This is a genomic window from Hymenobacter sp. UV11 (genome assembly GCF_004684095.1).
In the GTDB taxonomy this organism is placed as follows: Bacteria; Bacteroidota; Bacteroidia; order Cytophagales; family Hymenobacteraceae; genus Hymenobacter.
The window spans coordinates 122,720-136,282 of sequence record NZ_SRII01000008.1; the positions used below are offsets into that span (position 1 = coordinate 122,720).

The window sequence follows — 13,563 nt, forward strand, 5'->3', positions numbered from 1 at the left end:
GAGGCCAGACTTTTGGGAGTTAGGATTTGAAAGAGTCTTTGATTTGGTCCACGATGCCCGACTGGGCCATCTGGTAGCCTTGAATTATCATGTTGCAGATGGCCAGCGGCGTGCTAACGCCGTGGCCAATAAGCGCATTGTCGTTGATGCCCAGGATGGGTGAGCCACCAATAGTTTCGTAATTTACTTTCTCAAAAAATTCATCGTTCAGGTTGCGGGTCACCATAATGTCGTACATCGACTCGGCCATTTTGAGCATCACGTTGCCCACGTACCCATCGCACACAATGACGTCGGCCTTGTCGTTAAACAAGTCCCTACCCTCAATATTGCCGATGAAGTGCACGTGCGGGTTCACCTTAAAGAGCTGGTGGGCGGCCTGGGTTACCACGGCGCCCTTGCCTTCTTCCTCGCCCAGGCTCATTAGCCCCACTTTGGGCCGGGCAATGCCCAGCACATACTGCGCGTAGAGCGAGCCAAGCTCGCCAAACTGCTCCAGCATTTCGGGTTTGCAGTCGGCATTGGCGCCGGCATCGACCAGGATGCCGTAGCCGCCGGCCAGCTTGGGCACGAAGTTGGCGATGGCCGGGCGCAGCACGCCGGGCACGGCCTTCACCGTAAACATGGCGCCCACGAGCATGGCGCCCGTGTTGCCGGCCGAGCAAAACGCATCGACCTCGCCGCTGTGCAGCATGCGGTAGCCGACGGCAATGCTGCTATCTTTCTTTTGCTGGTAGGCTTTGGTGGGATGCTCTCCCATTTCGATGACCTGGGAGGCGTGCACTACTTCGAGGGCAGCAGCACTGGGGCCGTATTGTTGCAAGAGCGGGCGCACTTCGGTTTCGGAACCGATAAGTACGACTTGCGCTTTGCCGGCCAGGCGCTGGGCTGCCAGAACGGCACCGGCCACAGCGGCTTGGGGAGCAAAGTCGCCGCCCATAGCGTCGAGGGCAATTTTCATGAACGCGGAAAAAGTATAGAACTAGCCATAGAGCGTAAACGCACGAAACCAAACCGGGCCGGACTGCCAATCTCAAAAGAGCAGTCCGGCCCGATGGTACCGCGAAATAACAACGCTTTCGGCTATTCTTCGTCCGCGTCCGTATCGCCGGCCACTGCGGGGGCGGCTACCGAGGTATAATTCTTGACGGCCAGCTGGCCATTGTGGTACAGGTCACCGTCTACCACGTAGGCCTTGTGGCGCAGGTGAAGCTCACCCGTGTTCGGGCAGATAGTCACGGCCTTAGGGGTGAGTTTGTGGTGGCTACGGCGCTTGTCACGGGTGGCGGTAGAGGTCCGGCGCTTAGGATGTGCCATGGTCTTAGGGGGAAATTAAGAGGGTTGAATTAGGAATGTTGAATTAGAGCCAGGGTCCTAATTCAAGTTTTTGAGGGCCGCCCAACGGGGGTCGGCTGGCTCGTCATCGTCCGGGCCTTCGCCTGGGGGGCGGGTCGAGAAGATGAGCTTGGTGGTAGCATCGGGGTCGTCATCGGCTTCGTTTTGGAAGCGCGGATGCAGCTTTTTCATAGGCAAAGCCAAGCCAATGTAGTCGTAGAGGTGCTGAGCAAGGTTGAGCTCCAGCGTTTCGGGCGTCACTTGCAGCACGTCGTCGTCCAGCTCCTTGGGCTCGTCGCCGTAGCGTACCAGCAACCGGTTTTCGATGTCTAGCGGGTGGTCAAACTCATCGAGGCTGCGGTCGCAGGTGAGGCGCACGGTGCCCACAATGTGCGAGTTGATGGTGATAACGCGCTCCGTTTTGATGAGCGTCACGTCGGCGTGCAGGTCGCCATCGGCAATAAATTCGCCTTGCGGGTCGAACTCTTCAAAAAAGGCGCGGCCCAGCTCAAACGCAAACTGGTGCGTCTTGAGGGAGAGCCGGGCGATGGGCAAATCAAATTGCGGGTCCTTTTTCACAGTAAGCCGAATAACGGGGGGCAAAGGTACGGGTTTTAGTTGGCTTTATCAAGCATAATTCCCGTGTGCTACTCCCTACCCCCCTCCCTCGCCTGGATAGCGCAGCCCAATGCGCTGGCGCACGGCATCGAGCAGGCGCATCAGCGTCAGGCTGGAGGAGAGGGGTAGGAGCGGGCTTTCGAGCAGACCCTGGGCCAGGCACTGCTGCACGTGGGCGGCCTCGTAGTGGTAGCCGTCGCCGGGCGGGGGGTAGGAAAATTCCTGCGCCGCCTGGCCCGGCAGCTGCACCCGCACGCCGTGCGGCGCATACATCGGCCCCAGCAGCCGCAGCTGCCCGCGAGTGCCGTAGAGCACGCACTGGTTGTCGAGCGGGGCGGCCAGCGTGGAGGCCAGGCTGGCCGTGGCCCCGTTGGCGTAGGCCAGGCTCATGGCGCAGCTCAGGTCAACGCCGGTGCCCGCCGCCACGGATATGGCTTCAACTGCCGTTGGCTGGCCTAAAAAAAGCTGGCTGAGAAAGAGCGGATACACCCCAATATCGAGCAGCGAGCCCCCGGCCAGGTTCGGGTTGAAAAGCCGCCCCAGCGGCTCGTAGGGCATGAATCCGCCGAAGTCCGCCACCAAGTGCTTCACTTCGCCAATGGCGCCCGCCTGTAGCAGTTCCAGCGCGTGGGCCACGGCCGGAAAATAGCGTGTCCAGAAGGCTTCCATCAGAAATACGCCCCGCGCCTGGGCCACGGCAACCAGTTCCTGCGCCTGGATGGCATTCACGGTAAAGGGCTTTTCGCAGAGCACGGCGATGCCGGCCCGCAGGCACAGCAGCGCGTGGGCGTGGTGCTCGGAATGGGGGGTAGCGATGTACACCACGTCGAGGTCGGGCACGGCGGTGAGCGCTTCGTAGCTGCCCACGGCGTGGGCAGCCCCAAACTCCGCGGCAAAGGCCTGGGCCTTATCCTCGCTACGGGAAGCGACGGCGTGCAGAGAGGCTCCCGGCACGTGCGCCAGGTCGGCCGCGAATTTGCGGGCAATGTTGCCCAGGCCCAGGATTCCCCAGCGGTAGGTGCGCATGATGTACTGGTTGATTAAGATTTCAGATAATGCTTTGTGGAAGAAAAGAGAACGTCATGCTGAGCTTGTCGAAGCATCTCGCTCGCGTCGTTAAACTACTAACTCCAACGGCGTGGTAGAGATGCTTCGGCAAGCTCAGCATGACGTTCTTTTTTCTTCTATTTCCCGGCTGCAACGCGTTTCAGCTTCGCTTTCAGCTGGTCCAACTCGGCCCGCGAAAGGTAGCGGCCGTCGGCCACTACTGCCGCGATGCGGCGGGTATTGGCAATATCTACTAATGGATTGGCGCTGAGTAGCACCAGGTCGGCGACCCGGCCGGCTTGCACGGTGCCGAAGTCCTGGAGGCGGTGGTTGAAGCGCGCTGGGTTCAGGGTGGCCGTTTGTAGGGCTTGCAGGGGCGTGAAGCCGGCCGCCACGAAGCGCTGCAGCTCCAAGTGCAGGCTCACGCCGGGAATCAAATCGACGCCCGCCGGCATGTCGGTGCCCGCCAGAAAGCCTACCCCCGCCGCGTGCAGCCGGCGCACGATATCCAGCTCGTGGGCCACGAACTTTTCGCGCACCGCCAGCGGCTCGGTATCCATCGTTTGGCCTATGCTCTTCTGCGCTCTGGGCCAGCGCGTTTCGACCCAGCTGTGGCCCGCGTAAGCCAGGGCCGAATCCTGCCGCCAGTCAAGGGCATCGACCAGCCACTGGCCGCGCTCCCAGAAGAGGGTAGGGCACTGCCACACCTGCCGAGCGGCCAGCAGCTTGATAATAGCCGCCTCGCGGGCCGGGTCGTAGGTGGCCAGAAAGCGGCCCGGCGACTTCGGGCCGCCCGCCACGTACTTAGCCTCGTCGGGTGAGCTGGCTTCAAAAATGCCAATCAGGTGCTCAAAGGTGCGCTGGCCGGCGGCCACGGCCTCGGCGGCGCGCACGCCGTCGGGCACGTGGCCATCGACCGGCAGGCCCACTTTTTTGGCTTCTTCCATAATGGCGAAATAGGCCTCACGCGGCACCAGTGACTGCACCTTGATGAAATCGACGCCGCGCGCTTTCAGCCTATCTACCGCCCGACGGCCCTCCTCGGGGGTCGCAATGGCGATGGCCGCCTTGTAAGGCGACTTGCCGCCGTCGAGCATCGGGCCCGACACCAGCATGCGCGGCCCCAGAATCCGGTGCTCCGCCACGGCTTGCCGGGCGCGCAGTATGCTGTCCAGCTCGCTCCCCATGTCGCGGATGCCGGTCACGCCATTGGCCACTAGCAGGGGCAAAATCAGGTCGGTACCCGCGCTGGCCGTGCCGTCGAAATACACGTGGGTGTGCATATCCCAGAGTCCCGGTATGAGGTACTGGCTGTGGGCATCAACCACTTGGCCTGGTCCAGGGGGGGTAGGGCGCGCTGATGAAGTGACTCGCACGATGCGCGACCCGGCAATAACCACCGTTTGGTCGGGCTGAATCTTACCGGTCTGCACGTCTACTACGTTGGCGTGCGTCAGCGTTAGCCGCTGCGCCTGGGCTGGCCGGCTACCCAGCCAGCTGATTACGAGCAAGAGGAGGGGTAGGCGCATAAAACTGGCGGTTTTTATTGAGAACGTCATGCTGAGCTTGTCGAAGCATCTTTACCACGCCGTTGGATGAGGCGGCCAAGATGCTTCGGCAAGCTCAGCATGACGTTCTCAATAAAAACTCTGCTTACAGAAATTAGAAAGTATTTACCGTACCGAGCGCGGGTCGGCGGCGTTGAGGCGGCGGGCGCGCACCACGTCGCAGGCCAGGAATACGGCAGCCCGAAACGAAGACTCATCAGCGCAAAACTTGCCCGCGATGCCGTAGGCCGTGCCGTGGTCGGGCGAGGTGCGCACCACCGGCAGGCCGGCCGTAAAATTCACGCCCCGCTCAAACGCCATGAGCTTGAACGGAATCAGGCCCTGGTCGTGGTAAATGGAGAGAGTAGCGTCGAACTGCCGAAACTGCCCGGTGCCGAAATAGCCATCGGCGGGGTAGGGCCCGAACACCAGGTGCCCGTCGTGCTCAAACTGCCGGACTACGGGCGTTATCACGTCGCCCTCCTCGCGGCCAATCAGGCCGTTTTCGCCCGCGTGGGGGTTCATGCCCAGCACGGCAATCTTGGGTTTTAGAATGCCAAAATCCTGCTGCAACGACTTGAGTAACATGCGGATTTTAGTGCGTAGCAAGTCGCTAGTCACGCGGGTCGATACATCGCGCAACGGAATGTGGCCGGTGGCAGTGGCCACGCGCAGGTCTTGCTCCTCATCCACCAAAAACATGAGGCTGTCGGCCGCGCCGAAGTAGCTGGCTAAGAACTCGGTATGGCCGGGAAAGCGGAAGTCATCGGCCTGGGTATTTTCCTTGCTGATGGGCGCCGTCACGAGGGCATCGAGCAGGCCGGCCTTGAGGTCGCGGCTGGCGGCGAGCAGGCTTTCGCGGGCGGCCTGGCCGCTGGCGGCCGAGGGCTGGCCGGGCGTGAGGTGAAAGTCCTCGTCCCAGCACGTCACGGCGTTGAGGCGGCCGGGCGCGATGTCGGCCGCATCGCGCAGCTGCCGAAACGTGAGCGGCTCGGCGCCCTTCTCCACTGGAAAATCGTCGAAGAGCGCCGTGGCCGTGCCGTACACTACGGGCGTACACTGCTGCAAAATGCGCTCGTCGCGCAGCGTTTTATAAATGACTTCGGGGCCGATGCCGGCGAGGTCGCCCACGGAAAAGCCGAGGCGGGGTAGGGAATTGGGCATGTTATTTTTTCTGTCATCCTGAGCAAAGCGAAGGACCTTATTCCGTTCGCGCCGCCAGGCTACTGTCTGAGTTTTAAACGCAACTCTTGCTCACAAGTGGTAGCCGCCGCCACGCACCACGCCAGCAATTCGGCTTCGTCGGTCCCGACTGTTTCTACTTGAAGTCCTTGTTCAGAAGTCAGGCTTGCGCGGTACACACCGTTCGACTGCTCCTGCAAATGCCAGGTCCAGCCGGCTAAGGGCGACGCTTGGTCGCTCACATTATTGGCGTCAAACAACTCGTTCTGCGGGTACAAGATGCTTCCTTCGTCAGCATGACAGGCGGGTTTTACGCGAGTTTTTTGGTTAAAAATTCATAGAGCAGCCGCACGCCCATGCCGGTGCCGCCCTTACCGCGGTAGCTGTCGGCGGCAGTCAGGAACGCGGGGCCGGCGATGTCCAAATGAATCCAGGGCGTGCCTTCGATGAAGCGCTCCAGAAACTTGGCGGCCGAGATGTGGCCGGCCTCGGCCTTGCCCAGGTTGGAAAGGTCGGCGATGTCCGATTTCATGTGGTCGGCGTAGTCGTCCCAGAGCGGAAACTCGACCAGGCGCTCGTGCACGCGGTGGGCGGCGGCCAGCAGCTGGGCGGTGGTGTCGGCAGCGGCGGTGCCCATCACGGCGGCGGCCTCGGTGCCCACGGCGCGCACTGCCGCGCCGGTGAGGGTAGCGAGGTCAATCACCAGCTCGGGGTGGTATTTCTTGGCGAAGCTAAGCGCATCGGCCAGCAGCAGGCGCCCCTCGGCGTCGGTGTTTTTGACTTCCACCGTGAGGCCCGAGTGCATGGTGAGCACGTCGCCGGGCACGTAGGCCAGGCCGCCGGGGCGGTTGTCGGTGGCCGGCACCAGGCCGATAACGTGCAGCAGTACGTTGTTCTTAGCCAGCGCATAAAGCACGCCGCCCACGGCCGCGCCGCCGGCCATGTCGCACTTCATCATATCCATGCTGTTGGGCGTGGGCTTGAGGCTGAGGCCGCCGGTATCGTACACCACGCCCTTGCCCACGAGCACGTAGGGCTTCTCGTTTTTAGCGCCTGCGGGCTTCCACTCTAATATGCTGAAGGTGGGCGGCTCGGGCGAGCCCAGGTTCACGGCCAGCAGGCCACCCATGCGCAGGCTCTCGATGCGGGCCATGTCGAGAATGTCGGTGGTGTAGCCCGCGTCGTCGCCGGCCTCGGCCAGGCGCTCGGCAAACTGCTGGGCATTAAGCTTATTGAGCGGCGCGTTGACGAGGTCGCGGGCGAAGGCGACGCCTTCGAGCACGTGCTGCAACTCCGTTACTTGCGCCTCGGTGGCCGCATCGCCGACGAGGTTAATCGTAGTGAGTAAAGCCGCTGCGCGCGACTTCTCATCCGTTTTATAACCTTCAAACTGATAGGCAGCCAGGAACAAGCCCTCGGCCAGCGTGCGCACGGCGTCGGGGTTTTCGCTGAGATTCTGCACGAAAACTTCGGCCGTTTTTTCTTTCTTCAATAAGCCTTGCAGCTGGTGGCCGGCCTTGCGCAGGGCTTCGAGCTGGAGGTCGGGGGTAGGCTTTTTTTCGAGCACCACGAAGTAGTGCTGGTGCGAAAAGTGGTTGAGCGTGATGAGCTTTTGGTCGTCGGCCAAGGCCGTTTCCACGTAGCGGCGGGCGGCCTCGGGCAGGTCGGCGGCGGCGGCGGGGGGTAGGGCGGTGGTGCCGAGGGGCAGCACAAAAACCTGGGTAGCGTGGGCCGGCACGGCGGCGGCGTGGGCAAGCATGAGTGACATAGGGAGCGAGGAGGGGCGTAACTTTGGCGTGAAGGTATGTAGAACGGAGTGGCACTCCGTTTTGGCATCGGGACGTGGACCAAGCGGAAACGGAGTGCCGCTGGCTGCGCCGACCTTCAGTTCCGTTTTACTTATACGTATGCCCTTTCGGAAAACCCTGCGGCTGTTGCTGCCGCTGCTCTGCTCGTCGCTGCTGGCCTCGGCCCAGCTCATGCAGCCCAAAACGACGTTTACCCGCGCCGACTCGCTGCGCGGCGGGCAGCCGGCCGAGCGCACCTGCTACGACATCAACTACTACCACCTCGACGTGAAGCTCGACGTGGCCCGCCGCTTTATCAGCGGCTCCAACCTGTTTCGCTTCACCGCCACGCGCGACTTTACGCGGCTGCAATTCGACCTGTTCGCCAACCTGGCGGTGAATAAGTTGAGCTACCACGGCCGCGACGTGCCCTTCACCCGCGAGGCCAATGCGGTGTTCGTGACATTCCCTACCCCCATTAAAGCGGGCAGCCGCGACGAGTTCACGGTCACGTACTCGGGCCAGCCCACCGTGGCCAAAAAAGCGCCCTGGGACGGCGGCTTCGTGTTTGCCCAGGATACCACCGGCGCGCCTTGGGTAGCCACCGCCTGCCAGGGGGTAGGGGCCAGTATCTGGTGGCCCACCAAGGACCAACAGGCTGATGAAGTGGATAGTATGCTCATCAGCGTGGCCGTGCCCAAGGGCCTCACCGACGTGAGCAACGGCCGCCTGCGCGGCACTAAGAAGCTGCCCGGCGGCTACACCCGCTTCGACTGGGCCGTGACCAATCCCATCAACAACTACGACGTGGCCCTGAACGTGGCCAGGTACGCGCACTTTTCGGACGTGTACCAGGGCGAAAAAGGCCCGCTGACGCTCGACTACTGGGTACTGCCCCAAAATTTGGAGAAGGCCAAAAAGCAGTTTGCCGCCAATGTCAAGCCCATGCTCAAGAGCATGGAGTCCTGGTTTGGGCCCTACCCCTTCTACCAGGACGGGTATAAGCTGGTCGAAACGCCGCACCTCGGTATGGAGCACCAGAGCGCCGTGGCCTACGGCAACCACTACCTGAACGGCTACCTGGGCCGCGACCGCTCGGCCACGGGCTGGGGCGCGAAGTGGGATTTTATCATCATCCACGAGAGTGGCCACGAGTGGTTTGGCAACAATATCACGAGCCGGGACATTGCCGATATGTGGGTGCACGAGAGCTTCACCACCTACTCGGAAGCGCTGTTTGTGGAAAGCCAGTACGGCAAGCCGGCCGGCCAGGAATACCTGCACGGCCAGCGCCGCAACATCTCGAACGACGGCCCCATCATCGGGCCCTACGGCGTGAACAAGGAAGGCTCGGGCGACATGTACGACAAGGGCAGCAACCTGCTCAACATGGTGCGCACGGCGATAAACGACGACGCCAAGTGGCGGCAGATTCTGCGTGGCCTGGGCAAAGCCTTCTACCACCAAACCGTGACCGGCCAGCAGGTAATTGACTATATCAGCCGCGAGGCGGGCCGCGATTTCAGCCCCGTGTTTGCGCAGTACCTGCAGTACCCAACCTTGCCGGTGCTCGAAATGCGCGTTGAAAAAGGCCAGCTGCTGGGCCGCTGGGTGGCCAACGTGCCCGCCTTCGACCTTCCCGTGCGCCTGCGCCTGAAGGGCGGCGAGTATAAATTCCTTACCCCCACCACCAAGTTCAAACCCCTCGACCTGCCCGGCGCCACCCGCGACAACGTGGAGGTCGATACCTTTAACTACTACATCGGCGTGCTGATGGATTAGGCTTTATTAGTGCAAAAAAGAACGTCATGCTCATCTGGCGTCCGCTTGCCGAAGCATCTCGCTCGCGCCGTTGGATTGGTACCCCAGCGGTGCGAGCAAGATGCTTCGGCAAGCGGACGCCAGATGAGCATGACGTTCTTTGCGTTATTACTTGACCCTTATGAATACCGTTCGCCCCAAAAAACACCTCGGCCAGCACTTCCTCGCCGACCCCAACATTGCCCGCCGCATCGTGGAGAGCCTGCGCCTGCCCGACGGACTCGGGGAGGTGCTCGAAATCGGCCCCGGTATGGGCGTGCTCACGCAGTATTTGCTCGAAAACAAGGCTTACCAGACCAGCGTGGTCGAGATTGATACGGAGTCGGTGGCCTACCTCACGGCGCACTACCCGGCGCTGGCGCCGCGCATCTACGCCACCGATTTTCTGAAGCAGGATTTGGGGCAGCTATTTCCCGATAAGCTACTGGCCATTATTGGCAATTTTCCCTACAACATCAGCACCCAGATATTTTTCCAGGTATTGGCCCAGCGCCACCAGGTGCGCGAAGTAGTAGGTATGCTGCAAAAGGAAGTGGCCGAGCGCCTGGCCGAACCGCCCGGCTCCAAAACCTACGGCATCCTGAGCGTGCTCTTGCAGGCTTACTACGACATTGAATACCTATTTACGGTGCCGGCCCACGTGTTTGTGCCGCCGCCCAAGGTCGAGTCGGCCGTGGTGCGCCTCACCCGCAACGCTACCGAGAAGCTGGACTGCGACGAGAAGCTGTTTTTCCGGGTTGTGAAGCAGGCCTTCTCAACCCGCCGCAAAACCCTGCGCAACGCCTTGAAACCCCTGGGCTTGTCGAGCGAGGCGATGGCGGGCGAGCTGTTCGACAAGCGCGCCGAGCAGCTGGGGGTAGGCGACTTCGTGCTGCTGACGAATTTGGTAACAGCGGCGGGGTAGGGCTTAATCCTTGGTAGCTCATGGCGAAGTTGTGGCTGATTATCGTGCTTCTGATGGGGCTAAGTGGCCCGGCGCAGAAAGCGCCATGGTTCAGCGGACTCATCGTGTACCACAATGAGTTTCGCAATGCGGCGGGTGAGGTAGTAGAAAGCCGCGTGGGCGCGCGGGACTTGTTCTATATCCAGGGCAGCAATTATAAGCTCTGCGACAGCACGAAGCGGGTGCGGGAGCTCTACCTCGGTAAAACCCACACGCACCAGATGATGCAGGATGGCAAGGTTACCATCACCAGCGACACGGCCACCCACCAGCCGCAAGTGAGCGCCATTTACCTGCCCACCACGACCGTTATCCTGGGCCATCCGTGCCACGCCGTGCAGCTGGTGCACGGCGCGGTGGCCAGCATCATCTACTACTCGCCCGAGGTGCGGGTCAATCCTAAGGGCTTCAGCAAATCGCCGTTTGGGTACTGGTACGCCCTGCTGAAAGCCACCAACGGCGCCCTACCCCTGCGCACCATCAGCGTATACTCGGCCCACGGCTACACCGCCACCAGCGAAGCCACCGCCGTGCAGCCTATGCCGCTGACGGACCAAGATTTTACATTTGCCGCCCCACCGCGGTAGCTTTTTTAGCGATGAACCTCTGCCTGATAATTGACGACATGCACCCCTCGCTCTTGCCCATGCTGCACAGCATCGGCGTCGAGGGCGACTACCAGCCCAAGCTGCTCGCTGCCGACGTGCCCGCCGCGCTCGCCGCCCGGCCCTACACCGGCCTTATGGTGCGCAGCAAAATGCGCGTCACGGCCCCGCTGCTGGCTCACGGCCCGCACCTGCGCTACGTGGCCCGTGCCGGCGCCGGCATCGATAATATCGACGTGGACGCTTTGGCCGCCGCGGGCGTCACGCTCGTGAATGCGCCCGAGGGCAACCGCGACGCGGTGGGCGAATTTGCGGTGGGCCAGCTGCTGGCCCTGCTGCGCCACACCGTAACGGCCGATGCCGAGGTGCGCCGCGCCGAGTGGCACCGCGAGGCCAACCGCGGCGAGGAGTTGGACACCAAAACCGTGGGCCTGCTCGGCTACGGCCACATGGGTAGGGCCTTTGCCCGGCGCCTACGCGGCTTCGGCTGCACCGTGCTGGCGCATGATAACGACCCCGCCATGGCCACCGACGGCCACGCCGAGCTGGTGCCGCTGGCCGAGCTGCAAGCCCGCGCCGAGGTACTAAGCCTGCACATTCCATACTCGGCCGCCAATCATGAGTTTGTGAATGACGCGTTTCTGGACGCATTCCAGCACCGCATCTGGCTGATGAATACGGCCCGTGGCGAAGTGGTGGACCAAGCCGCCCTGGTGGCGCGGCTGCAAAGCGGCCTGGTGCGCGGCGCTGCCCTCGACGTGCTTGCTAACGAGAAGCTCGCCACCCTTACCCCCTCGCAGCAGGCCAGCTTCGACTACCTGCGCCAGGCGCCCAACGTGGTGCTCTCGCCCCACATCGGCGGCTGGACGCACCAGAGCTACCAGCGCATCAACGAGGTGCTGACCGAAAAAATTGAGCGGCTGGGGCTGGGCCTTTAGCTTGATTTTGTCATGGCGAGCAAAGCGAAGCAATTGCACGAGCACGACCTCGTTCGGGTATCGTTTTGGTGCGATTGCTTCGTGTTGCTCGCCATGACAGACGACCTCCACCAGGAACCGGAAACTAAGAACGGCGAACCTGTGTATCTTTGTCGCACCGACGAGGGAGAACGGCTGGCCAGTGTGCCAGCCGTTCTCTTTCTTTTTTACCTGACCCACCCGCTACGCGAAAACAGTCCTGAATCTTATGGCTACTATCAATTATTACACCGCCGAGGGCCTGCAAAAGCTGAAAGACGAACTCCAGGACCTTAAAGTCCGGGGGCGTGCGAAGGCGGCCGAAGACCTGCGCGAAGCCCGCGACAAAGGCGACCTGAGCGAGAACGCCGAATACGACGCCGCCAAGGATGCCCAAGGCCTGCTAGAGCTGAAAATCTCGAAGCTCGAAGAAGTGCTGGGCAACGGCCGCATCATCGACGAGACGAATATGGATTTCACCAAAGTGCTCATTATGAGTAAGGTGAAGCTGAAAAATCTGAAAAATAACATGGTGCTCGACTACCTGCTGGTAGCCGAAGAAGAAGCTAACCTGGCCGCCGGCAAAATCTCGGTGAAGTCGCCCATCGGCAAGGGCTTGCTGGGCAAGTCGGCCGGCGATGTGGCCGAAATCACGGTGCCCGCCGGTAAGCTTCAGTTCGAGATTCTCGAAGTAGGCCGCTAGCCAGCGTAGGGTAAGCGTTAGCTTGTCGCAGTTTGTAAGAAAGGCGAGCCGGTTTCGGCTCGCCTTTCTGCGTTTTTCGCGTTCTTTGCAAGGTGCCACTCCTGGCAAGCTAAAGCTTACCCTACACGTCTATGCCTTCTATTTTCTCGCGCATCGTTTCGGGCGAGCTGCCCGCCTTCAAGGTGGCCGAAGATGCCGACCACCTGGCTTTTCTCGACATCACGCCGCTGGTCGAAGGCCACACACTGGTGATTCCAAAGCGGGAAATCGACTATATTTTCGACATGACGCCCCAGGCGCTGGCGGCCCTGCACGTGTTTGCCCAGCGCGTGGCCAAGAGCGTGCAGGCGGCCGTGCCGTGCAAGCGCATCGGCGTGGCCGTAATTGGGCTGGAGGTGCCGCACGCCCACATTCACCTCATTCCGATGAATAAGGTGAGCGATATGAACTTCGCCAACCCCAAAATCAAGGTGGCCGATGACCGGATGCGCGAGCTGGCCACCGCCATAGCCGCTCAGGTGCCGGGGGGTAGCGGCCTACCCACTGCCGCCGCTGTGGCCCCGGCCGCCGCGCCCGCTGACCCCAACGATGCCACCCTGGCCCAGCTCCAGAAGCTGACCCAGGGCCTCAACTTCATCAGCGAATCGGATGCGCCGCTCGAAGCCGTGAGCTACGCCGCCCCCACCGGCGACCTGCCCAATGCCCAACTGCTGCAACTAGTGGGCGAGCCCGCCGACGCGAAAGTGGAGAAGGTGGAGCTGACCCAATTCTTGAGCAACCACACCGCCGACAACGGCGTGACCGGTAGCGTGGCCACCGCCAACCGCTTCAAAGCCTTGCAGATGTACCTCAAGCAGGAGCTCGATGGTGTGCAGGTCTACCGCGTGGGCAGCGGCGCGCAAACCCACGCCTATGCCCTCGGCCGCGACGTGGCCGGCCGCCTGGCCGGCTTCAAAACGGTAGTGACGGCGACGTAGCACAGTAGCGCGAGCTTTCCAGTTCGTGCGCGAGCGCCAGCC

At 61.9% G+C, this 13,563-nt stretch carries 13 protein-coding genes; 6 read left to right on the forward strand and 7 right to left on the reverse strand.

The annotated features are described in order from the left end of the window. Positions 1-19 precede the first annotated feature (19 nt). From plsX to E4631_RS16530, 7 genes are all read right to left on the reverse strand, one after another. Positions 20-961 (reverse strand): phosphate acyltransferase PlsX, encoded by a 942-nt coding sequence (gene plsX / locus E4631_RS16500; RefSeq protein ID WP_133657951.1) that lies wholly within the window; start codon positions 959-961, stop codon positions 20-22. A gap of 122 nt (positions 962-1,083) precedes the next feature. Then, a complete protein-coding gene (rpmF, locus tag E4631_RS16505; protein WP_133657952.1) occupies positions 1,084-1,317 on the reverse strand; it encodes a 50S ribosomal protein L32 in 234 nt (77 codons plus the stop codon). A gap of 57 nt (positions 1,318-1,374) precedes the next feature. Continuing rightward, the gene (locus E4631_RS16510) at positions 1,375-1,914 is read right to left on the reverse strand and encodes a DUF177 domain-containing protein (RefSeq protein WP_133657953.1); all 540 of its coding nucleotides are present in this window, start codon (positions 1,912-1,914) and stop codon (positions 1,375-1,377) included. Between the two features lie 75 nt (positions 1,915-1,989). After that, the gene (locus E4631_RS16515; RefSeq protein ID WP_133657954.1) at positions 1,990-2,979 is read right to left on the reverse strand and encodes a Gfo/Idh/MocA family protein; all 990 of its coding nucleotides are present in this window, start codon (positions 2,977-2,979) and stop codon (positions 1,990-1,992) included. A gap of 158 nt (positions 2,980-3,137) precedes the next feature. Next, on the reverse strand, positions 3,138-4,529 hold the full coding sequence (locus tag E4631_RS16520; protein WP_133657955.1) for an amidohydrolase family protein: 1,392 nt from the start codon (positions 4,527-4,529) through the stop codon (positions 3,138-3,140). Positions 4,530-4,673: 144 nt separating this feature from the next. After that, entirely contained in the window at positions 4,674-5,711 is a 1,038-nt protein-coding gene (pdxA, locus tag E4631_RS16525; RefSeq protein WP_133657956.1) for a 4-hydroxythreonine-4-phosphate dehydrogenase PdxA, read from the reverse strand. A gap of 328 nt (positions 5,712-6,039) precedes the next feature. Continuing rightward, positions 6,040-7,497 (reverse strand): M17 family metallopeptidase, encoded by a 1,458-nt coding sequence (locus tag E4631_RS16530; protein ID WP_133657957.1) that lies wholly within the window; start codon positions 7,495-7,497, stop codon positions 6,040-6,042. Between the two features lie 139 nt (positions 7,498-7,636). Between E4631_RS16530 and E4631_RS16535 the strand changes: the two genes are divergently transcribed. The 6 genes from E4631_RS16535 to E4631_RS26965 all read left to right on the forward strand — a co-directional run bounded on the left by E4631_RS16535 (position 7,637) and on the right by E4631_RS26965 (position 13,521). Then, positions 7,637-9,298, forward strand: coding sequence for a M1 family metallopeptidase (locus E4631_RS16535; protein ID WP_240734993.1), 1,662 nt, complete (start codon positions 7,637-7,639; stop codon positions 9,296-9,298). A gap of 160 nt (positions 9,299-9,458) precedes the next feature. Further along, positions 9,459-10,241, forward strand: a complete 783-nt coding sequence (gene rsmA / locus E4631_RS16540) for a 16S rRNA (adenine(1518)-N(6)/adenine(1519)-N(6))-dimethyltransferase RsmA (protein ID WP_133657958.1) — start codon at positions 9,459-9,461, stop codon at positions 10,239-10,241. Positions 10,242-10,261: 20 nt separating this feature from the next. Further along, the gene (locus tag E4631_RS16545) at positions 10,262-10,867 is read left to right on the forward strand and encodes a hypothetical protein (RefSeq protein WP_133657959.1); all 606 of its coding nucleotides are present in this window, start codon (positions 10,262-10,264) and stop codon (positions 10,865-10,867) included. An 11-nt stretch (positions 10,868-10,878) separates the two neighbouring features. Next, positions 10,879-11,823 (forward strand): NAD(P)-dependent oxidoreductase, encoded by a 945-nt coding sequence (locus E4631_RS16550; RefSeq protein ID WP_133657960.1) that lies wholly within the window; start codon positions 10,879-10,881, stop codon positions 11,821-11,823. A gap of 247 nt (positions 11,824-12,070) precedes the next feature. Then, positions 12,071-12,544: a transcription elongation factor GreA gene (gene greA, locus E4631_RS16555; RefSeq protein ID WP_133657961.1), complete on the forward strand. Its 474-nt coding sequence runs from the start codon at positions 12,071-12,073 to the stop codon at positions 12,542-12,544. A 131-nt stretch (positions 12,545-12,675) separates the two neighbouring features. Then, entirely contained in the window at positions 12,676-13,521 is an 846-nt protein-coding gene (locus E4631_RS26965) for a nuclease A inhibitor family protein (protein ID WP_166648113.1), read from the forward strand. The last annotated feature ends 42 nt before the right edge of the window (positions 13,522-13,563 follow it).